Below are 21,850 nucleotides of genomic sequence, written 5' to 3' on the forward strand. Positions count from 1 at the left end.
TCAGAATCTTTTATTTCGTACAACGAAAAAAATTGATTGGCATTGAGAGGTGAAAAAAGTTGAAAAAAACAGCTTCGACCAAAGATGAGATTTTACATTTATTGAAAAGATATAAAAAGATGAGTGTTGTTGATTTAGAAACACATCTTGAAATTACAGGGATGGCAGTTAGACGACATTTAAATAACTTAGAGAATGAACGTATGATTCAGTCCGAAACAATTCGCAAAAATATGGGAAGACCTGTTCAATTGTATTCATTAACGAAAATTGGTGAAGGACATTTTCCAAAAAGTTATTCCAATATGACTGTTGAATTTTTGGAGGATATTGAAGCAATAAATGGGCCAGAAATGATCGATGTATTGTTTCAAAATCGGGAAACTCGAATGGAAGCAAAATATAAAGCACGTATTGAACAAAACGATTTAAAGGATCGAGTGGCTGAATTAGCGAAAATTCAAAATGAAAATGGATATATGGTTGACTGGGAAGAAAAAGAGGATGGAGTATATGAATTAATTGAGTATAATTGTCCTATTTTTGAGGTTGCCAGAAAATATCCAAAAGCCTGTTCATGCGAGCAAAGCTTATTCCAAAAGGTCTTACAAACAGATGAAATCGAGCAAGTCTGCTGTATGTCAAAAGGCGGTGACCACTGTAAATACCTCATCAAGGTGACGGATAATAATAAATAGTTAATGCTCTTTTTTTGCGTCTTATTCATCTCTTTAAAAGAGACTACTTAAAAAACTGAATAATTGTTGTGGACACCTCGACAGTGTTTGTCCTTCCATGTATGATTAGGAAAAAAGGGTTGGTTTTGGAAGGAGAAATTATGGTGAAGAAGATATTAGTCGTAGATGATGAACCATCAATTGTAACACTATTAAAATTCAACTTGGAACAAGCCGGTTTTTCTGTAATGACAGCTTCTGATGGGAGAGAAGGCTATGAAAGGGCCTCTAATCAATCACCTGATATAATTGTCTTAGATCTCATGCTGCCTCAAATGGATGGGATGGAAATTTGTAAAAGACTACGTCAAGATAAAATTAATACACCAATCTTAATGCTGACAGCCAAAGATGATGAATTTGATAAAATCTTAGGTCTGGAATTGGGAGCGGATGATTATTTAACAAAACCATTCAGTCCTAGAGAAGTCATTGCAAGAGTGAAAGCGATATTAAGGCGGACCCAGGATGCTGGGGAAACAAGTTCGCAGGAAGATAAGTCACTAACAATTGGAAACCTAGAGGTGTTCCCTGAACAATTTGAAGCCTATTTCAATAAAGAAAAACTAGAATTAACTCCTAAAGAATTTGAATTATTACATTATTTGTCCAGTCATCGGGGGAAGGTATTAAGTCGTGATCAACTTTTAGATTCCGTGTGGAATTATGATTATGCTGGGGATACTAGAATTGTTGATGTTCATATCAGTCATCTCCGTGAAAAAATAGAAGAGGATACGAAACAGCCACAATATATTAAAACGATTCGTGGGTTTGGCTATAAAATGGAAGGACCCAAAAATGAATAAGCTGTGGCTGAAAATTTCCCTTCGATTTTTTATCCTTTTATTTTTAGTTCTTATTGCTATCGGTTTTTTTATTGCCGATATGATGAAAAATACATATATGGATATGACGCGAAATCAATTATTTCAAGATGCACATATTGTTTCCGAATTTATTAATACGAACTCTTTAAACGAAGATACGAACAGTTTACAAAAAAAGATTGAAAGTTTTTATGCAGAAAATCAACCGAGAATTACAGTCATTGATATCGATGGAAAGGTGCTTGCAGATTCAGAAGACAATCCTGAAAATATGGAGAATCATGCGAATCGTCCAGAGTTCAAGCAACTGATAAAAGGTCATAAACAGAAGGCAGAGTCAATTCGCTATAGCCAGACCCTTGGCTATAATATGATGTATGTCGCTACTCCAATAAAAGATCAGCATCAGATTATTGGGGTGATCAGAGTTGCTTTTACCTTACAAAATATTGACCATGCAATCCAAAAACTATGGGTAAGTCTTGGGATAGCACTAGGAATTACACTAATTTTGGCAACTTTTATTGCCATTCGTCTATCTAAAGGGATAACGAGACCTATTGAGGATATTATTCAAGTAGCTAGTCGTTTGACGGAAAAGGATTATAGTAGTAGGGTCCGTGCAAAAACAAAAGGCGAACTTGATCAATTAGCAATCGCGATCAATACTCTTGCAAAAAGTTTACAGCACCAAATGGAGGAAATTAGGGAGAATCAACAAAAACTAACAGGGGTTTTAGAAAATATGGTGAGTGGCGTCATGCTTATTCAACCAACAGGTCGAATTGCATTAGTCAATCCCGCAATGGAGAAAATTATTGGTACAAGTGCTGAACAATTGACAGGAAAGCTACATATTGAAGCAGGGAAAAGCTTTGGACTTAGTCAGTTAATTGACCGCTCATTGAAAGAAGTAACGAGTATACATGATGAGGTACATATGTATTTCCCAACAGAAAGAATTCTTGATACACATATTGCTCCATATGTTGGAGTTAATGGTGATATTAAAGGGGTTATTACTGTGCTTCATGATATTACGGAAATTCGTAGACTTGAAAAAATAAGAAGTGAGTTTGTTGCCAATGTTTCGCATGAACTAAAAACTCCAATAACTTCTCTAAAAGGATTTTCCGAAACATTACTTGATGGTGCCATGCATGATCCTGAGGTAACGAAATCATTTTTAACAATTATTCACGATGAAAGTGAACGACTTCATCGTTTGATTACTGATATTCTACATCTATCTAAAATCGAGCAACACCAGATTCCATTCCATCCTGAGCCACTAGATGTCATCAAGGTTATCTATGAAACGGTAGAAACGATCCAAGAGGAACTTAATAAAAAGCAGCTAACGATCACCCTTCCAGAAGAGGATTCGGTAATCATTGATGCAGAAAAAGATCGTCTCCGCCAAATCATTTTGAACTTAATTGCTAATGCAATTACTTATACACCTGAGAAAGGGTCCATTGAAATTAAATTGGATGATGAGGAAGAGAATATTAAAATTCATGTAAAAGATTCGGGAATTGGGATAGCAAAAGAGGATTTACCACGTATATTTGAGCGTTTTTATCGTGTAGATAAAGCAAGATCTCGAAATTCGGGTGGGACAGGACTCGGACTAGCAATTGTTAAACATTTAGTAGAATCACATAATGGTGCGATTGAAGTAGATAGTGAAGAAGGGAAAGGTACAGAGTTTACTATTATTCTTCCCAAAAAACAATATTAGAGGACTTTGAATGAAATCCGCGGAATATAAAAAATATCCGCGGATTTTTTAATATATCCGCGAATATTTCAAGATATCCGCGATATTTTCAATTTATCCGTAAAAATCTAGGAGGAGAGATGATGCAGGAATCAATTTTGTTTACCGAAACGAATAGACTCATTCTTCGCCCGTTTAAAAAGGAAGACTATTCAAATTGGTATACACAGTTCGACCAAAGACTGCCGTCCCAATATAAATATGATGATGGTCGTCCGTCTGATATGGAAACCTCGACAGAAGCTTGGTTTACGAACTGGATAGAGGGATTTGAGGAGATGGCTAATAAAGATGAAACCTATATCCTTGGAGTTTTTCGCAAAGAAGATGGAGTCAATGTTGGAAAGGTAGAGATAACGACCATTATGAGAAGAGAGTTTCAGTGGGCTATGATGGGATACTCTATTCACAATCAATTTTGGAAAAACGGATATGCGATAGAAAGTGTGTCTGCTGCAACGGACTTGTTTTTTTCTAAATTGAATTTTCATAGAATCGAACTGCATATCAATGTGGATAATCATCCATCTATCCGATTAGCTGAACGCACAGGATTTCTTTTTGAATGTGTAAGAAAAGAGTTTTCATATGAGGATCATCAATGGACTGACTTTTTAATCTATTATAAGAATCAACCAAGCACATCTGATTAAGATGTGTTTTTTTTAGATAGGAATGTATAAAATTCGATACAGTTTCTAAAGATAAGTATGTCCAGTTCCAACGCCTTTTTTATTCTTCGCTAACCCTCTTTACAATATCTTAACATTTCATTAATACCCGCTTAATACCCTAGTATTATCTTAAACATGTAAGATCAATTACCTAAAAAAACTAGGGGGCACTTTTGAATGAGAAAAAGAATCATAGCTTTATTTAGTATGTTACTAGTGTTTGCGATCGTCGCAGCAGGATGTGGTAGTGGAAGTGAAACAGATTCAAAAGCAAATGCTGAAGGTGGAAATAAAAAAGAAGAAACCACTAAAGGTTCTATTACAGCAGTTGGATCTAGTGCATTACAACCACTAGTTGATGAAGCTGCGAATCAGTTTATGAGCAAACATTCAGGTTCCACAATTAATGTACAAGGTGGAGGAAGTGGAACAGGACTCAGTCAAATTAGTGAAGGTGCAGTGGATATCGGTAACTCTGATATTTTTGCTGAAGAAAAAGATGGAATAGATGCAAGTAAATTAGTTGATCATAAAGTAGCAGTAGTTGGAATGGGACCTGTTGTGAATAAAGATGCAGGTGTAGAAGATATTACAAAGCAACAGTTAATTGATATTTTTACAGGGAAAATTAAAAACTGGAAAGATGTTGGCGGAAAAGACCAAGAAATTGTGTTAATCAATCGTGCAGAGGGTTCAGGAACAAGAGCTGTATTTGAAGCAACTGCATTAGATGGTGCGACACCTGCACAAGCACAAGAACAAGACTCATCAGGTACAGTACAAAAAATTGTTAGTGAAACACCTGGAGCAATAAGCTATCTAGCATTCTCTTATTTCAATGATTCTATTACACCATTAAAAGTAGATGGAGTAGAACCTACAGCAACAAATGTAGAAACAAATGAATGGAAAATTTGGGCATATGAGCATATGTACACAAATGGCGATCCTACAGGGTTAACAAAAGAATTTTTAGATTTCATTTTAAGTGATGAAATTCAATCTTCCTTAATCACAGAACTTGGTTATATTCCTGTTACAGGGATGAAGGTAGAACGTGATGCTGAAGGAAAGATTACGAATAAATAAGGGATAAGTTTAAAAAACTGGGGCGTTTAATAAGGGATGAAATTCTCTAGACTCCCCAGTTTCATTCATTCATTTGATTGAGGGGAAAACATTAAAGTTTTAAATAGCAAGCTCCAGCGTATAGACTTTTGAGGTTTTTCTCGAATTATTTGCTCGTGGGGGCTGAGCAAAGCGCTTGAGCTTTTCTTATTGAAAGGGGAAAGTATCTTGGAATTAAAGGATATAAAAATGACGGAAAAGCAATGGAATTCATCAACTAAGATATGGACAGAGCAGCGTGGCCGAATGATAACATTAACTTCTGTTTCAATTATGATTATCATTGCGGTTTCCATTTTATATTTCGTCGCTTCAAAGGGCTTTAGTACATTTACAGTTAATAAAGCAAGTATTATTGATTTTTTTACAGGAATGCAATGGAAGCCTAGTACTTTAGATGATTTAGGAAGACCAATCGTTGGTGCACTACCTCTTATTTTTGGTTCTTTTGCTGTGACATTACTAGCAGCGATCATTTGTGCTCCGCTTGCCATTGGTGCCGCAGTTTTCATGACGGAAATCTCTCCAAAATTCGGTAAAAAAATTTTACAGCCTGTAATTGAACTACTTGTCGGAATCCCATCAGTTGTGTATGGATTTGTTGGATTAAGTGTGGTGGTCCCTTTTCTCCGTGAAAATATTGGCGGGAGTGGATTTGGAATTGCAGCAGGAACAATCGTGTTAACGATTATGATATTACCAACGATAACGAGTCTTTCCGTTGATGCAATTGAGGCGGTTCCTATGCAAATTAGGGAGGCATCATTAGCATTAGGCGCGACAAGATGGCAAACGATTTATCGTGTAATTCTAAAAACTTCCTTACCTGGTTTATTGACAGCTATCGTCTTCGGAATGGCTCGTGCATTTGGTGAAGCATTAGCTGTTCAAATGGTCATTGGAAATTCTACCGTTATACCTAGTTCATTAGTAGAGCCCGCTTCGACCTTAACAAGTATTTTAACGATGGGCATGGGCTATACAGTAATGGGAAAAGCAGAAAACAATGCTCTATGGTCATTAGCATTAGTCCTCTTACTAATGTCACTCATCTTTATCATTATTATTCGCATCTTAGGTCGTAGGAGGGTCTATTAATGAATGCAAAACGAGCGGATCGATTAGCTACCATTATATTTTATGCAATTGCTGGTTTTATCGTCTTACTTCTTGCAGGATTATTTGGGTATATTCTTGTAAATGGTGTTAGTCATATTAGCTGGAAATTTATTACCTCACCTCCACAATCATTTCGTGCAGGAGGAGGAATTGGACCACAATTATTTAACTCCTTTTACTTGTTAGTTCTAACAATGATTATCAGTGTTCCATTAGCATTAGGTGCTGGGATTTATATGTCAGAATATGCAAAGAAAAATATATTTACAGATATTCTGCGAACGGTTATCGAGGTTTTATCTTCTCTTCCTTCTATCGTTGTAGGGTTGTTTGGATTCTTATTTTTCGTTATCTATATGGGATGGGGATTCTCGATCTTAACGGGTGCCTTAGTATTAACCATTTTCAATTTACCATTAATGGTTCGCGTTGTAGAAACCTCCTTGCAGGGAGTTCCAGACGCACAAAGGGAAGCAGGATTAGCATTAGGAATATCGAAATGGGAAACTATCAAAAAAATTCTTCTTCCAGCTGCTATTCCAGGCATTGTTACAGGAATTATTCTTGCTTCTGGAAGGGTGTTCGGTGAGGCAGCTGCACTTATTTATACGGCGGGAATGAGTACACCAATTCTCGACTTTTCAAATTGGAATCCATTCAGTCCAACATCACCGCTTAATCCTATGAGACCGGCTGAAACCCTAGCTGTGCATATATGGAAAATTAATTCTGAAGGACTTATGCCTGATGTAAAAGAAGTTTCAAGCGGTACTTCAGCCTTATTGGTTTTATTGATATTAGTTTTTAATATAAGTGCACGCTGGATCGGCAAATTCATTTATAAACGAATGACTGCCTCTTAATCGAAGGAGTGATGAGAATGGAAGCGACAATGGAAAGAAAGCAGAATAAGACGGCGATTGCTGTGAGTAGTCATAAATTGAAGACAAAAAAAGTAACAGCACTTGAAACAAAGGATTTACATGTATACTACGGTAATCATTTAGCCTTAAAGAATATATCTATGCCAATTTATAAAAATCAAGTGACTGCATTTATAGGACCATCTGGTTGTGGGAAATCTACGTATTTGCGGAGCTTAAATCGAATGAATGATGAAATTGAGGGTTGTCGTGTAGAAGGAAAGATCATCTATAAAGATTTTGATATCAATCAATCCAATGTGAATGTATTTGAGATTAGAAAAAACATTGGAATGGTGTTTCAACGTCCCAATCCGTTTGCCAAATCTATCTTTGATAATGTGGCGTTTGGACCGAAACAACATGGAGAGAAAAACAAAAAAGTATTGCAGGAAATTGTTGAAAAAAGCTTACGAAAAGCAGCCCTTTGGGATGAAGTGAAGGATCGCTTAAATAAATCAGCATTAGCTTTATCTGGTGGACAGCAGCAAAGACTTTGTATTGCACGGGCAATAGCTATGGAACCTGATGTCCTATTGCTTGACGAACCTGCTTCAGCTTTAGATCCTATCTCGACTAGTAAAATTGAAGAGCTCATCATTGATTTGAAAAAAGATTATACCGTTGTCATTGTGACCCATAATATGCAACAAGCAGCGAGAATCTCTGATCAAACAGCATTTTTCTATATGGGGGATTTAGTTGAATACAACGAGACGAAACAAATCTTTACGAATCCTCAAGAGAAGCAAACAGAAGATTATGTGACTGGAAATTTCGGATGAGTTGGGGATTCGTACTAGTAAAAAAGATGAGTCTTAAATCAAACTAAACTGTAAAGCAGGTGAATGAAAGCATGGCAATTTCAACCGAGCAACTAGAAGCAACAAGTACAATCATTCGGAGTCATTCATTAAATGTATATTATGATCAGTTTCAAGCACTAAAAGATATTACTATTGATATGAAAAAGAATACTGTGACGGCATTAATTGGTCCTTCGGGATGCGGAAAATCTACTTTTTTACGGACATTAAACCGAATGAATGATTTAGTTCCAAAATTTCGTGTAGAAGGTCAACTTTCATATAACAATCAAGACATATACAGTCCTACTATGGATGTGGTGGAACTTCGTAAACAAGTAGGGATGGTGTTTCAACGCCCCAATCCTTTTCCTATGTCTATTTATGATAATGTTGCATACGGACTTCGAATACATGGTATAAAGAAAAAAGGAATACAGGATGAAATAGTAGAAAAAAGCTTACGACAGGCTGCCTTATGGGATGAAGTAAAGGATCGATTACACAAATCCGCTATGGGGTTATCCGGTGGACAGCAGCAAAGACTTGTAATTGCTCGTGTTCTTGCGATACAACCAGATGTGATCTTAATGGATGAACCAGCATCTGCACTTGATCCTATTTCTACATCTAAAATTGAACAATTAATTATTGAATTAAAGCAGCAATATACAATTATCATTGTGACACATAGTATGCAACAGGCAGCGCGTGTTTCAGATGATACGGCCTTTTTCTTAAACGGTGAGATTATCGAATTTGATCAAACACATTCGATTTTCACTAATCCAAAAAAGAAAGAAACAGAGGATTATATTTCAGGGAGATTTGGTTAATAAATCACGGAATAAAGGGGGCAGCAGTGTGGTTAGACGTGTGTTTGAAGATCGCTTAACAGAACTCCATGAGACATTAATGGCAATGGGATTACTTGTGGAAGAGGCTATCTACAAAAGTGTAAAATCTTTAGTTGATAAAAATGTAGAATTGGCCTTAGAGGTTGTTCTTGACGATAAGCAAATCAATGAATATGAAATTGAAATTGAAACGAAATGTTTTGAATTCATTGCACTACAACAACCAGTTGGAACGGATTTAAGACGAATTGCTACTATGTTAAAAGTAGCAACGGATTTAGAACGAATGGCTGATCATGCAGTTAGTATTGCCAAAGCCACAATTCGGTTAAAAAACGAAACGTATCTCAAACCATTAATAGATATCCCGAAAATGGCAGAGTTAGTCAAAGAAATTGTTCGTGAAAGCTTAGACGCCTATATCGCTTTGGATCGGGAGGCGGCCATTGAAGTATCCAAAAAGGATGATCAAATTGATAAATATTTTTCAATGATCTTTTTGGAATTGGTGGAAATTATGCAACAAGACAAGGAAAGAATTCATCAAGCCATTCATTTTCTTTTAGTAGCTCAACATTTGGAAAGAATCGGTGATTATGTAACAAATGTTTGTGAGTGGATTGTTTATTTAAAAACCGGCCAGCTAGTTGATTTGAATAAATAAGTACGGACAGACGATGAATCGTCTGTTTTTTTGTTTTAGTTTCTTGTTGGGTAGCTTAGTTCAGCTTTGAATGATTTGGAAGGTTTTTTGCTAGAAGAACAGGTTTAGGAAATCTAAAGAGGAAAATGTCCTTCATAAGCTTCAAGGACAAAATAGAATAAACTAATCACCCAACTGTCCTTTAGGAACGTGATGAAGGACAAATTCATACTCTAAATTAGAAGTTACCCATAAAAAACCCATATTAATTCTAATGATAAAAACCCCCTTGATTCGAAAATTAATTTTTAGTAAAATTAAAAATATAATATATGAACATATGCGCATATAAGACATATAATAGGAGTGATAGCATGGAGCAAGATAATCAAATTCCGTTTGAACAAGATCATGATGAGCTTGATGAGGAGACATTATTTATTGTTTCACAAACCTTTAAGGCATTGTCAGAGCCAACGCGTATAAGGATTCTACATTTACTTTCAGATAAGGAGCATTCAGTAAATGAAATTGCAGAAAAGCTTTCCTTACTCCAAACCACTGTATCTCATCAACTACGATTTTTAAAAAATTTAAGGTTAGTGAAATATAGAAGAGAAGGAACGACGTTGTACTATTCCCATGATGATAACCATGTGATGGACATTCTTAAACAGACTATAAACCACGCAAGACATCATTAATGCGATAGGGTATAAGAAAGTGATGTCCGTTTAATACTCAAATAGTAGTGATTTATAAGCCTAGCTGCCGAATTAGACAAATTACAAGCCATGATGGCAAGTGGTAAAGGTAGGGGGAATAATAATGGCAGAATATAAATTACAAGGCCTTTCCTGTGCCAATTGTGCGAGGGAAATGGAGGAAGAGATACACAAGCTTGAGCATGGAGAGGATGCAAAGGTTTTATATAATACAAGCAAGCTTATTGTTAATGATGAAATTTCACTAGCACAAGTTGAAAGGATCCTTGCAACTGATGGAGCAGCAATTCAAAAGGATGATCATGATGGCCATGATCATGCACACTCCCATGCCCATTCTAATCGTTTATTAAAATTATTTATTATCGTTTCAGCTGTTCTATATTTTTTGGCTATGTTTGTAGGTAAAGCAAGTGAGGGGGCAGCGATTGCACTATTTATTATTGCTGCGGCAATTAGTGGGTACCAAACATTTATTCAAGGGGTTAAGAACTTATTCAGATTAAAATTTAATATTGATACATTAATGACGATAGCATTAATAGGTGCCTTCAGTATCGGGGAATGGAAAGAAGGAACCCTCGTTGCGATATTATTCGGTATTAATGAATTCCTCGAAGGGTTGGGAATGGAAAAGGCAAGAAATTCTATGGCATCCTTGCTTAAGGTGGCACCTAAAGAAGCTCTCCTAATCGAGGCGGGAAGAGAAAGAATTGTCTCTATTGAATCATTGAGGGCAGGTGATACTGTATTAGTGAAGCCAGGAGAAAAGATCCCATCAGATGGTGTTGTCCTTGAAGGGAAAAGCTCCGTCAATGAAGCGGCAATTACGGGGGAATCTCTACCGGTTGAAAAATCGATAAACCAAGCAGTATATGGTGGAAGTATTAATAATGAAGGAATTCTTAAAATTACTATTACAAAGTCTTACGAAGATTCCTCATTAGCGAAAATTTTACATTTGGTGGAAGAAGCACAAGAAACAAAGACACCTACTGAGCAGTTTATCAATCATTTCGCTAAATATTACACGCCTATCATTATTTTAATTGCGATTATAGTTATGGTAATTCCACCTCTATTTGTAGGAGGAGATTGGGGGAAATGGTTTTATCAAGGATTAGCCGTGTTAATTGTTGGATGTCCTTGTGCACTAGTTTTATCCTCACCTATTGCAATTGTCTCGGGAATTACTCGCAATGCAAGAAATGGGATTCTAATTAAAGGTGGAGTGTTCCTTGAACAATTGGGAAAGATCAATACTATTGCCTTTGATAAGACAGGTACATTAACAAAAGGGCAACCAATAGTTGAAGCAATAAAGCAATATGATGAAAAATTTTTTACAGTGGCTGGTTCAGTAGAAAATGCTTCATCACATCCTTTAGCAAAAGCGGTTATGAAAAAGGTTGAGGAAGTTTCGTCCCCTATTTATGAGGTATCTGATGTAAACACATTATCAGGCAAGGGGATCGTTGCTAATGTAAATGGGAGTATTTATTTTGTCGGTAATGAAAAAGGAATCCCGCAATCTGCGCTTACCGAGCAAATAAAGCAAGAAATTTCTGAGATGAAAAATCACGGCTATACATTAGTGGCGGTTGCAAATGAAGAAAAAGTTCTTGGAATAATGGGAATTTCGGATGAAATACGTGGGGAAAGTAAAGTAATTATAGATGAGCTCCAGCAATTAGGAATTAAACATACGGTTATGTTAACAGGTGATCATGAAAAAACGGCAGAAAAAGTGGCCAAACAAATTGGATTAACGAATTACTTTGCTGGACTTTTGCCAGATGAAAAAGTAGCCAAAGTTAAAGAGCTCACTCAAAGTGGAAAAGTAGCTATGGTAGGGGATGGAATTAATGATGCTCCAGCACTTGCATCTGCGGATTTAGGAATTGCCATGGGGAAAGGAACGGATAGTGCAATCGAAACAGCAGATATCGTACTAATGCAAGACCATTTAGGTAAGCTTCCTTCTGCAATTAGAATTTCTAAGCGAGTTAATCGCATCATTAAATTAAATATATCATTGGCCTTAGGATTAAAATTAATCGCCTTATTGTTAACTATTCCAGGATGGTTAACCTTATGGATTGCCATTCTTTCTGATATGGGAGCAACTGTTTTAGTGACACTAATCAGTTTGACAGTTTTGATTCGTCAAAAACATCATGCATAAGTTTTAGAAAAATCGCCTTAATTCGACATTATTAAGGCGTTTTTTTTATTGGAGAAGAAAATTCATAGGTAAATTCGACAACTTCTTGTACAAAAAGCACAAAATAAAAAAGTTGTTTATGCATGCTAGCTAACTGTTTTGTTCTTTTTTGTTTAAATGAAATAACGACCTGAATGGACCATGTAGGTATAATAAACTATATGAGCTGTAAACGCTTTTTCGACAAATTTCTCTTTTTGTTAAATATTAAAGGGAATTGGTCAAGAAATTTAAGTATTGGTCTCGATTACTTAAATGTTTACTTAATAAGAAATTTGAAAGGAGTATATCATTTTACAGCAAGAATGAAGAAAAATAAACTCTTTAGGCAAAAAGTAAATATTTTGCCAAAATATCCTAAATAAGCATTGGAAAATCGGGAGCTTAAACATATAGAAAAGGACATAATACTATTATCTATTGTTTTTAGATGGACAACCATTGACTGGTGGTCAGCCAATGCACGTTAGAAAAAATTAAGAAATGGGGTAGGGTGTATAATGTCTACGAAGTTAGATAATTATGATTCAAATGAGATACAGATCGAACACGCTCCAGGTGTAGATGAATCGTTGTATCCGAAAAAAAATAACGAACGAACGGTAGGTCCAATCTCTTATGCATTTATGTGGATTGGTGATGGAGTAAACTTAGGGAATATGACTCTAGGTGCCAGCTTAGTTGTAGCCGGAATTGCAACACTTAATATTTATCAGACATTTTTAGCAGGTATTATCGCAATCGCTATTATTTCAACTATTTTTGCTTTAAATGACAGACTTGGATACAAAACAGGTATCCCATATGTTGCTCAACTTAGAATGTCCTTTGGTATTAAAGGAACAATCATTTCATCCCTTTTACGTGGTATACCGGCCATCGTTTGGTATGGAATACAAAGTTGGATTGGTGCTACAGCATTAAATGAAATTGCAAAGATTGCTACAGATGGTAGCTTTGATCATGTTGCTATTTGCTTTGTAGCGTTGGTGTTATTACAAATTGTTCTTTCACTATTTGGCTTCCATGCCATTAAATGGGTAGAATCACTTGCTTCAATTATTATCATGTTAGCACTTGTATACGTGTTTATTATTCTTTTAACTTCACATAGAGATGCAATTGCTGATACATGGGTTCATACAAAAGGATCATGGGGCTTACCATTCTTCGGATTTATTATGGTATTCCTTGGAAACTATGCTGCGATTTTCTTAAGTGCAGCAGATTACTCAAGAGAATTGAAAACGGGTATTAGTAATGGAAAACGTGGAACTTTATACTTTGTTTCTATTTTTGTAGCCTATGGTTTTGTACTCACAATTGGTGCAATGCTTGCTTCAGCAACAGGAGTAACTAACCCTGCAAAAGCATTAGCAATTATCGTTGATAATTCATATATTACAGTTTTTGTATCAATCTTTATCGTAATTGGAGTTATTGCAACAAATATGGTTGCCAATATTATTCCTCCAGCATATGTTATTACATTGCTTACTAAATTGAAATATAAGCCTGCAGCTATCATTACTGGTTTGCTTGCATTAGTTGCCTTCCCTTGGGAACTTGTAAAGGATTCATCAGCAGAAGGCTTAAACCTATTCGTACTGATCTATTCTGCATTTTTAGGACCAGTAGTTGCAATTTTATTAGTGGAATATTATATTTTGAGAAAACAAAAAGTGGATGTAGCAGAAATTTATAAGCCGGATGGTCAATTTGCTGGATTTAATCCATGTGCATTAATTGCGATGTTCATTGGTGCAGCAGCAGCCTTCATAGAAGTGGATTTAGCTTGGATTGTTGGTGCAGTGGTCGCAGCAATTGCCTACATCTTATTAATGAAGTTTACATTTAAAAATTCTAAGTTTAAAAAAGGTACGATATTTGAGAAATAATGATTGATGAAAATCAAATCTATAAGTAAGAGATTGCATTGTAGTGGATGGTTTTTATCATCACGACAATGCAATCTTTTTTCTTTAGTCACTTATATCCAAGGCTCTAATTTCTAATTAATTTCAATTCCAAAAAAATTAGAAAAGAGCTTTCTTTAAAGAAAGAAACTAAAACAAAATGACTTAGGGAAAGAATAAATGATGATAAATAGGAAGGAGAGATAATTATGTCATACGATTTAATTATTAAAAATGGAAATGTAGTTTTTCGCGATGGTGTACGTAAAGTAGACATTGGTGTTAAAAATGAAAAAATCTCTTGCATAGCTGAACAAATTACAGAGGATGCAAAGGAGATTATTGATGCAAGTGGGCAATATGTAATGCCTGGAATGATTGATACTCATGTACATATCAGTGAACCTGGTCGTACAGAATGGGAAGGGTTTGAGACTGGATCAAAAGCACTTGCTGCTGGTGGTACAACAAGTTATGTTGAAATGCCACTTAATGCACTTCCAGCTACTATTAATAAGGAAGCTTTGGATTTAAAACTTGAGGCAGCAGTAAATCAGAACTATGTAGACTACGGTTTTTATGGTGGACTTGTTCCTGATAATTTAGATAAGTTACAAGAGCTAGATGATGCAGGTGTTCTTGCTTTTAAATGCTTCTTATCTGATATAACAAGTGATATTCCTGGAGACTTTACAAATGTTGATGATTATACTTTATATAAAGGAATGCAAAAGTTAGCAGAGTTAGATCAAATACTTTGTATTCATGCAGAGAATCCATCTGTAACTTCTAAACTTGCGGAGGAAATGGTCCGTGAGGGAAGAACAACTGCAATGGATTACGTTAACTCTAGACCAATATTTACAGAAGTTGAAGCTGTGCAACGTGCCTTACTATTTGCAAAAGAAACTGGCTGTAAATTACATTTAGTGCATATCAGCACTTCTGAAGCCGTTCAGGCGATTCTAAAAGCACGTGCTGAAGGAGTGGACGTTACTCTTGAATCATGTCCACATTATTTCTCGATGACTGCTGAAATGGTTGAAGAAATCGGTCCTAGAGCAAAATGTCAACCACCATTGAGAAAAGCAAAGGATCAAGCAAAATTATGGGACGAGCTTCTTAATGGAAATATTGATTGGTTAACTTCAGACCACTCTCCATGTACAGAAGATTTGAAGCAAGGAAATATTTTTGAAGCATGGGGCGGAATTAGTGGAGCTCAAAATAATGTTGACTTAATGTTTGATTTGGCAGTGAAACAGCGTGGCCTAGAAGTTCAAAAATTTGTTGATCTTATTGCAACAAATCCATCTAAACGTTTCAACATACCGAATAAAGGTGAGATTGCTGTTTCGAAGGATGCAGATATTATCCTACTCGATCCTAATCAGTCTTATACAGTAAAAAGAGAAGATCTATATTATAAAAATAAGCATAGTGCTTATGAAGGCAGAAAAATCGACTGCCGCGTGACTAAAACGATTGTTCGTGGACATGTAGTTTTTGATTTAGAAGAAGGAATCGTTGGTGAACCAATTGGTAAGCTAATGTCAGCAAAATAATAATTGTCTAAGGGTTAGTCTTTTAATAAGTCTGACCCCTTAGCTTTTTATGCAGTCCCTTATTCATGGATTGGAGCGGTTTAATTTAAATGATTGACTGCTCAAGAAATAAGCAAGGAGGAAAAAGGAAATGGCTACATTCGATTTATTAATAAAAAACGGTACTATTGTGACAGCAGAGTCAAATGCTCAAGGTGATATCGCTATTAAGGATGGTAAAATTGCGGAGGTTTCAATCGGTAAGTCAATCGAAGGAACAGCAGAGAAAGTTATTGAGGCGGAAGGTCTCCATGTTTTCCCGGGCCTAATTGATTCACATGTTCATTTTAATGAACCTGGTCGAACAGAATGGGAAGGATTGGAAACTGGAAGTAAAAGTTTGGCAGCTGGGGGAGTAACAACATTCTTTGATATGCCATTAAATAGTACACCACCAACAATTAATAAAGAAAACTTAGAATTGAAAAGAGCAGCTGCTAAAGAAAAGTCAATTGTTAATCCTCGTTTCTGGGGTGGACTTGTTCCACAAAATATTGCAGATTTGAAGGAACTTCACGAAAATGGTGTAATTGGTTTTAAAGCATTTATGTCACCGAGTGGAATTGCAGATTTTGATAATGCGGATGATGAAACACTATATAAAGGAATGAAAGAGATCGCTTCATTTGGTTCCCTTTTAGCTGTTCATGCTGAGAGTACAGTAATTTGTGATCAACTTGCTCAAGAGAAGCAAAGCCAAGGAAAGACATCAGCAAGAGATTTTGTTGAATCAAGACCAATTATTTCTGAAATTGAGGCAGTTAGAAGAATAATTTCTTATGCTGAGGCAACTGGCTGTAAGCTTCATATTGTTCATGCAAGCAGCAGAAAAGTTGTACAAGTTATTAAAGAGGCACAACTAAGAGGTGTAGATGTGACAGTAGAAACTTGTCCGCATTATTTATCTCTTACAGTAAAAGATTTGGAAGAAAAAGGTGGGGTAGCAAAATGCTGTCCACCATTAAGAGATGAAGATGAGGTTGAAGATTTATGGGCTGCTGTAGCTAATGGGGAAATTACTGTCATTGGCTCCGACCATTCACCAGCACCCGCATCAATGAAAGAAATAGAAGGCAACTTTTTTGAAGGATGGGGCGGAATTTCAGGTGCACAATCTACTTTAAATATCTTATTGACTGAAGGCCATTTTAAACGTAACCTTCCTTTAGAAAAAATTGTTGAATTGACAGCGACAAATCCTGCAAAATTATTTAAACTTGAAAATAAAGGTACCATTGCACCTAATTATGATGCAGATATAACAATTGTGAATTTAAACGAAAGCTTTGAATTAAAGAAAGAAGATCTATTCTATCGTCATCAACATTCACCTTATGTTGGAAAAACATATCAAGGAAAAGTAAAAACAACAATTGTGAATGGACAAATTGTGTTTGAAAATGGAAAAATTATTGCTGAAAAATAACATGTAAAAAGAGAGGTAGGCTGAATAATCAATACTCAGCCTACCTCTCTTCGTTTTAGAAGGTATAAGTTACTCATTCGGATTCTTCGAGAATGGAACCTATGATTAAAGCGACTCGAATCCGAAGTGAATAGGCAGGGTCACGGAAAGAACAGTTAAGTAAAGCTTCTGTTTTTTCAATTCGATATTTTACTGTATTACGGTGAATAAATAATTTTCTTGATGTTTCCGAAATTTCACATTGGCAGTCAAGATATACTTGAATGGTTTTTACCAATTCTTGATCTTCCTTTGTTTTAGGATAGGCCAATGATTTTAATGTATTTTCATAGAGAGCCTTTAAATCCTTCTTCGGAATAATTTTTAGCAATTCCTCAAGTTCTCTTGTTCGGTAGAAGTTTATGAACCCGAACATGTTTAGATCATATCCGTTCATAATTGCTTCAACCGCCTCATGATAAGCAGTTGGAATGTCCCTTAGAGAGTGAACAGCATTACTTACACCGAATGAAATAGAATAATCTCCTTGTAAATGACTTTGAGCCGTTTCAACAAATTTTGTTATATGCTTCATTTCAGTCTCGGTAATATCAGGAAATTGCACAATCATAACAAAGTACTTTTCTTTAGTAAATAATGTTGCATTTACTTGTGCATCGATAATTTCATCTTCAAGCTTATCGTAAATACTATGATAAAGCTCACCAACCTTTTTTTCATAAAGTTGTAGAGTTTCGTAATTTTCACCTTTTGGATCAACGGTACAAATAATACATATATTATTCAGATCCTCTTGTAAGCCATAAAAATTTCCACGACTAATGATTTCCTCATCTGATTGAATTCTCATTTCGATTAAATCGGCGAAAAAGTTATTCTTCAATAATCTTGAGTTTTCTTCAATAGCCTGTTCCTTAATAATTGTGAATGAAACCACATTCCCAGCTTGTTCAATGGCCATTTGTGAAGAAGGATATGGCAAGGTTAGAGAATCTATGATTACTAGCATGCTATTATCCTGACGCTTTGTTTGCACAGGAAATGTTGAGATGGATTGATTTTCCTTAGAAGGAATAGCATACGTATTTCCTTCACGAGCTGCATCTAAATCCTTTTTAATTATCTCGATTATTTCTTGCTCAATTATCTTCATCGATTCTTTGCGGAAATCATGACTTTGTGCAATCTTTTCGCCACGATGATTAAGCAAAAGAGTTGGACGTAATAAAAAATGACCTAATTGTTCAACAAGAGCATTTAAACTATATCCTTTAATCATCATATCTGAAAATTCCTTTTGAACATGTAAAGCATAATAAAGTTGCTCTGCTTCATGGTCATTTAAATAATTCAAAATATGACGTGAGACCTCACCTAATGAATGGTCTGTATGCAAATCAATAATCGGAAAAGCCAAATCATCGGCTAGTAATTTCACCTCTGCTGGCAAAGTCTTTAAGAAACGATTGATCTTAATGACTATTCCAGAACAATTTAATGCATGCATTTGTCTAATTAACTCGCATAGCTTTTGTGTATCGTCTTTAAAAGCATAGCCAGTAGTTAACAGTAAGTGATCTTTATTTAAAAACTTAATGATGTCAGGTGTATCTGATATATTAACAAACTGTACATTTCGGGTAAGTCCTCTATGACCTGCTAAAACAATTGATTCTTTCATACCTTCTAAGATAAATAAATCATTCATTGTTTTCATGAATATCCCTCAAATACATTAAAGTTTGTACAAAATTAATTCTAGCTTAACTTACTTATCATACGTTTAATATAGCTAAAATGCAAGTGATAATTTAGTCATTTTAAACAATGACTTTTTTCACCAAAAAAACTACACTGGGATTAAAGAATCTTAGAAGGATAGTGTAAACGGAAAAACGAAGCGGATGTTGTTTTAGTGCTTCGTTATTTTGATGTTATACTACTGTTATTGGGTAAATGGATAATGAGGAAAGGAAGTGTTGATAAGGATGGAATGGATGGCGTATTTTTCGAGCAATGAAGTTTATAAAATCCTTGAACAAAATCCTCAGGGTAGTATCCATAGTGTATTTACCAATAGTTTTAACATCGCGTTTGATAAAAGCCTTGTACATGTTGGTGTCTATGAAAATGGATTAGCGCCTTTCGGTATTGGCTTAAGTCGAATGGATGCACAACAGCTGATTAGACAAATCCAGAATGGACAGATTGTCCGTTGGGATCATGCATCTGGAAAGCTCATTTTTTCAAATGAAGCAGTACTTGATATGAAGCAAGTTAAGTGGACAAAGCATTCGTTTTCTGACCGCTTAACAAATCATTCCATCATAATTGATCATTTTCGATATATTGCAGATTTATTTCTACAATCAGACTGGCAAACTGGTCTGGCACAAACCCCTGATGAAAAACAAGAACTAAACCAATACTTACTATCCTCAACGCAAGTAGTTACTAGCAGTAAATTTATAAATGAAGTGAATCGTTTAATCCAGCTTGTTCAAGGTGAGATATCCACTGAATATGAATCCGTATTTGATTATTGGATGGGGAGGGGTCTTGGACTTACACCGAGTGGGGACGATGTATTAACAGGTGTGTGTGCATTTCTTTCAGCATTTAATGGATCAAAAGGTGAGTTTCAAGAACGATTGAAAAGCTATTTAGTAGCTAAAGGTAGACAAAGGACGACGCATATTGCATATGAGTATTTATTATATGCTACAAATGCTAAATTTCATACTCATCTTATCCAGATGTGTAAAGGGATGGATTCGCGAAGTGATATTGAATTTTTCCAAGCTGTTGAGGAAATGAAAAAAATTGGTCATACATCAGGTGCAGACACCTTACTAGGAATTTTATTAGGAATTAAGGCTTTAGTTTTGAAATGAGCCTTTAAATTTTAAGTAAAGAAGGCGATTATCATAAAAGAATTATTAAAATCATCCAATTGGATATCAGGCTTACAATGGCTCTTTTTCATTTTTACTAACATTGTTGTCATACCTATTACAGTAGGAGCGGCTTTTGACTTACCTGGTGGAAAGATTGTTAATCTATTACAGCTTTCATTCATAGTGACCGGTCTTGCGTGTATTGTTCAGGCATTTCTAGGACATAAAAGAGCAATCATGGAAGGACAGTCTGGTCTTTGGTGGGGAGTAATCCTAACCTTATGTAATACAGCTATTGCACAAGGAATGTCATTAACTGAGTTGGGTGGAAGTTTAACGGTTGGTATTATCATTTCAGCAGTGTTGACGATGATAATTGGATTAACGGGTATAGGTCCGCATATTTCAAATTTATTTAAACCTGCTGTTATGGGTGTATTTATGTTTCTTTTTGGTTGTCAGTTGATCGGTATCTTCTTAAAAGGAATGCTAGGTATTCCTTTTGGTAATCAAGCACAAGGTGCACATATTGATTTATCTATTTCATTATTATCTATTATTATTGCAATTATTGTTATTATTGTTAGTATTAAAGCTCCACCAGCGATAAGAAAATATGGTTTATTAATCGGTATTATTATTGGTTGGATTGCTTATGTTCTTATTTTTAAATCTGAAGCGGCTGTAAGTGAGGCATCATCATTTAGTTTAGATTTATTCCCATTAGGAAAACCAACATGGAATACAGGGATCATTATTACAACTGTTTTAGCTGGTTTATTGAATACGGCGAATACATTTGGTGCGTTAAAGGGTACAGATGAAATGTACAAATCTGAAACAACAAAAACTCAATATCGAACATCATTTACAATAACAGGTATTTTCACAGCTATTGCAGGTGTATTCGGTCTTGTGCCTTACTCACCATATGTGTCATCAATTGGATTTTTAAGTCAAACAGGGATTATCAAAAGAATTCCTTTTGTACTAGGTGGATTTATGTTTTTAGTAATGGGATTAATTCCGCCTGTGGGACATTTCTTTTCACAGTTGCCATTGAGCATAGGTAGTGCGGTATTATTTGTTTCTTATTTACTTTTATTAAACTCATCCTTTGCATTTTTTAAACAGATTGAATTTAATACATTAAATGTCTATCGTTCTGCTGTTCCATTATTTGTGGGAATTGTTATTATGACATTACCTGCATCCTATTTTGAAACAATACCTAGTTTTATCCGTCCACTTTTAAGTAGTGGATTAATGGTAGGGATTATATTATCACTTATTCTAGAGAATTTATTTAAATGGGATCGCTACGGAAAAACTGAAAAGATCCAATCAGAAAGTGAAAATATGGCATCATAGATATTTAGATATATGAAAAGGCCATCTCATAATTGACTATTATGAGATGGCCTTTATTTTTTTGCTCTTTTAATCACAGTAGGTTGAAGACTGTTAACTCCATTTTTCACTGAGAAAAAATACTCAAATAGAAACGCTACTAAAAGCATTCTTAAGTGTAACAGCCGCCAGTAAGGATTTTAAAAAA

At 35.4% G+C, this 21,850-nt stretch carries 18 protein-coding genes; 17 read left to right on the forward strand and 1 reads right to left on the reverse strand.

The window, feature by feature from the left end; all coding sequences use genetic code 11:
• Positions 1-59: 59 nt before the first annotated feature.
• From MHI39_RS06295 to MHI39_RS06365, 15 genes are all read left to right on the forward strand, one after another.
• On the forward strand, positions 60-698 hold the full coding sequence (locus tag MHI39_RS06295) for a metalloregulator ArsR/SmtB family transcription factor (RefSeq protein ID WP_259549329.1): 639 nt from the start codon (positions 60-62) through the stop codon (positions 696-698).
• A gap of 140 nt (positions 699-838) precedes the next feature.
• Positions 839-1,546 carry a response regulator transcription factor gene (locus MHI39_RS06300; protein ID WP_259549330.1) on the forward strand — a complete coding sequence of 236 codons (708 nt, stop codon included), beginning with the start codon at positions 839-841 and terminating at the stop codon, positions 1,544-1,546.
• Positions 1,539-3,311, forward strand: a complete 1,773-nt coding sequence (locus tag MHI39_RS06305; protein ID WP_342540913.1) for an ATP-binding protein — start codon at positions 1,539-1,541, stop codon at positions 3,309-3,311. Before MHI39_RS06300 ends, MHI39_RS06305 begins: the two co-directional genes overlap by 8 nt.
• A gap of 122 nt (positions 3,312-3,433) precedes the next feature.
• The gene (locus MHI39_RS06310) at positions 3,434-4,003 is read left to right on the forward strand and encodes a GNAT family N-acetyltransferase (protein WP_251345357.1); all 570 of its coding nucleotides are present in this window, start codon (positions 3,434-3,436) and stop codon (positions 4,001-4,003) included.
• A gap of 198 nt (positions 4,004-4,201) precedes the next feature.
• Positions 4,202-5,113 carry a phosphate ABC transporter substrate-binding protein PstS family protein gene (locus MHI39_RS06315; RefSeq protein WP_058002907.1) on the forward strand — a complete coding sequence of 304 codons (912 nt, stop codon included), beginning with the start codon at positions 4,202-4,204 and terminating at the stop codon, positions 5,111-5,113.
• A 189-nt stretch (positions 5,114-5,302) separates the two neighbouring features.
• Positions 5,303-6,250 (forward strand): phosphate ABC transporter permease subunit PstC, encoded by a 948-nt coding sequence (gene pstC / locus MHI39_RS06320; RefSeq protein WP_058002906.1) that lies wholly within the window; start codon positions 5,303-5,305, stop codon positions 6,248-6,250.
• Positions 6,250-7,134 carry a phosphate ABC transporter permease PstA gene (gene pstA, locus MHI39_RS06325; RefSeq protein ID WP_058002905.1) on the forward strand — a complete coding sequence of 295 codons (885 nt, stop codon included), beginning with the start codon at positions 6,250-6,252 and terminating at the stop codon, positions 7,132-7,134. Before pstC ends, pstA begins: the two co-directional genes overlap by 1 nt.
• Before the next feature lie 17 nt (positions 7,135-7,151).
• Positions 7,152-7,979 carry a phosphate ABC transporter ATP-binding protein PstB gene (pstB, locus tag MHI39_RS06330; RefSeq protein WP_259549333.1) on the forward strand — a complete coding sequence of 276 codons (828 nt, stop codon included), beginning with the start codon at positions 7,152-7,154 and terminating at the stop codon, positions 7,977-7,979.
• Positions 7,980-8,050: 71 nt separating this feature from the next.
• The gene (gene pstB, locus MHI39_RS06335) at positions 8,051-8,836 is read left to right on the forward strand and encodes a phosphate ABC transporter ATP-binding protein PstB (RefSeq protein WP_278891595.1); all 786 of its coding nucleotides are present in this window, start codon (positions 8,051-8,053) and stop codon (positions 8,834-8,836) included.
• 28 nt (positions 8,837-8,864) lie between these two features.
• Positions 8,865-9,521, forward strand: coding sequence for a phosphate signaling complex protein PhoU (phoU, locus tag MHI39_RS06340; protein ID WP_342540914.1), 657 nt, complete (start codon positions 8,865-8,867; stop codon positions 9,519-9,521).
• A 353-nt stretch (positions 9,522-9,874) separates the two neighbouring features.
• Positions 9,875-10,204, forward strand: coding sequence for a metalloregulator ArsR/SmtB family transcription factor (locus tag MHI39_RS06345; protein WP_058002902.1), 330 nt, complete (start codon positions 9,875-9,877; stop codon positions 10,202-10,204).
• Positions 10,205-10,328: 124 nt separating this feature from the next.
• On the forward strand, positions 10,329-12,410 hold the full coding sequence (locus MHI39_RS06350; RefSeq protein WP_278891597.1) for a heavy metal translocating P-type ATPase: 2,082 nt from the start codon (positions 10,329-10,331) through the stop codon (positions 12,408-12,410).
• 539 nt (positions 12,411-12,949) lie between these two features.
• A complete protein-coding gene (locus MHI39_RS06355; RefSeq protein ID WP_071977042.1) occupies positions 12,950-14,347 on the forward strand; it encodes an NCS1 family transporter in 1,398 nt (465 codons plus the stop codon).
• Between the two features lie 227 nt (positions 14,348-14,574).
• Positions 14,575-15,930 carry an allantoinase AllB gene (gene allB, locus MHI39_RS06360; RefSeq protein ID WP_342540915.1) on the forward strand — a complete coding sequence of 452 codons (1,356 nt, stop codon included), beginning with the start codon at positions 14,575-14,577 and terminating at the stop codon, positions 15,928-15,930.
• 130 nt (positions 15,931-16,060) lie between these two features.
• A complete protein-coding gene (locus tag MHI39_RS06365) occupies positions 16,061-17,395 on the forward strand; it encodes an allantoinase (protein WP_058002898.1) in 1,335 nt (444 codons plus the stop codon).
• 73 nt (positions 17,396-17,468) lie between these two features.
• Here the strand turns inward: MHI39_RS06365 and MHI39_RS06370 are convergent, their stop codons facing one another.
• Positions 17,469-19,112 carry a PucR family transcriptional regulator gene (locus MHI39_RS06370; protein WP_058002897.1) on the reverse strand — a complete coding sequence of 548 codons (1,644 nt, stop codon included), beginning with the start codon at positions 19,110-19,112 and terminating at the stop codon, positions 17,469-17,471.
• 280 nt (positions 19,113-19,392) lie between these two features.
• Here MHI39_RS06370 and MHI39_RS06375 point away from each other — a divergent pair, with 280 nt between their 5' ends.
• A complete protein-coding gene (locus MHI39_RS06375) occupies positions 19,393-20,289 on the forward strand; it encodes a DUF2877 domain-containing protein (protein ID WP_342540916.1) in 897 nt (298 codons plus the stop codon).
• A gap of 102 nt (positions 20,290-20,391) precedes the next feature.
• Positions 20,392-21,663, forward strand: a complete 1,272-nt coding sequence (locus MHI39_RS06380; protein ID WP_342541426.1) for a uracil/xanthine transporter — start codon at positions 20,392-20,394, stop codon at positions 21,661-21,663.
• Positions 21,664-21,850 lie beyond the last annotated feature (187 nt).

Origin of the sequence: Heyndrickxia sp. FSL K6-6286, assembly GCF_038630395.1 — a bacterium.
Taxonomy (GTDB): domain Bacteria; phylum Bacillota; class Bacilli; order Bacillales; family Bacillaceae_C; genus Heyndrickxia; species Heyndrickxia oleronia.

Excerpts from the sequence above, each read along its gene's own strand:
- MHI39_RS06365 (WP_058002898.1), top strand. The coding sequence starts at position 16,061 with ATGGCTACATTCGATTTATTAATAAAAAACGGTACTATTGTGACAGCA.
- MHI39_RS06300 (WP_259549330.1), top strand. The coding sequence starts at position 839 with ATGGTGAAGAAGATATTAGTCGTAGATGATGAACCATCAATTGTAACA.
- MHI39_RS06345 (WP_058002902.1), top strand. The coding sequence starts at position 9,875 with ATGGAGCAAGATAATCAAATTCCGTTTGAACAAGATCATGATGAGCTT.
- pstB (WP_278891595.1), top strand. The coding sequence starts at position 8,051 with ATGGCAATTTCAACCGAGCAACTAGAAGCAACAAGTACAATCATTCGG.
- MHI39_RS06370 (WP_058002897.1), bottom strand. The coding sequence starts at position 19,112 with ATGAAAACAATGAATGATTTATTTATCTTAGAAGGTATGAAAGAATCA.
- MHI39_RS06310 (WP_251345357.1), top strand. The coding sequence starts at position 3,434 with ATGCAGGAATCAATTTTGTTTACCGAAACGAATAGACTCATTCTTCGC.
- MHI39_RS06375 (WP_342540916.1), top strand. The coding sequence starts at position 19,393 with ATGGCGTATTTTTCGAGCAATGAAGTTTATAAAATCCTTGAACAAAAT.
- pstA (WP_058002905.1), top strand. The coding sequence starts at position 6,250 with ATGAATGCAAAACGAGCGGATCGATTAGCTACCATTATATTTTATGCA.
- MHI39_RS06315 (WP_058002907.1), top strand. The coding sequence starts at position 4,202 with ATGAGAAAAAGAATCATAGCTTTATTTAGTATGTTACTAGTGTTTGCG.
- MHI39_RS06305 (WP_342540913.1), top strand. The coding sequence starts at position 1,539 with ATGAATAAGCTGTGGCTGAAAATTTCCCTTCGATTTTTTATCCTTTTA.
- MHI39_RS06350 (WP_278891597.1), top strand. The coding sequence starts at position 10,329 with ATGGCAGAATATAAATTACAAGGCCTTTCCTGTGCCAATTGTGCGAGG.
- MHI39_RS06355 (WP_071977042.1), top strand. The coding sequence starts at position 12,950 with ATGTCTACGAAGTTAGATAATTATGATTCAAATGAGATACAGATCGAA.
- allB (WP_342540915.1), top strand. The coding sequence starts at position 14,575 with ATGTCATACGATTTAATTATTAAAAATGGAAATGTAGTTTTTCGCGAT.
- pstB (WP_259549333.1), top strand. The coding sequence starts at position 7,152 with ATGGAAGCGACAATGGAAAGAAAGCAGAATAAGACGGCGATTGCTGTG.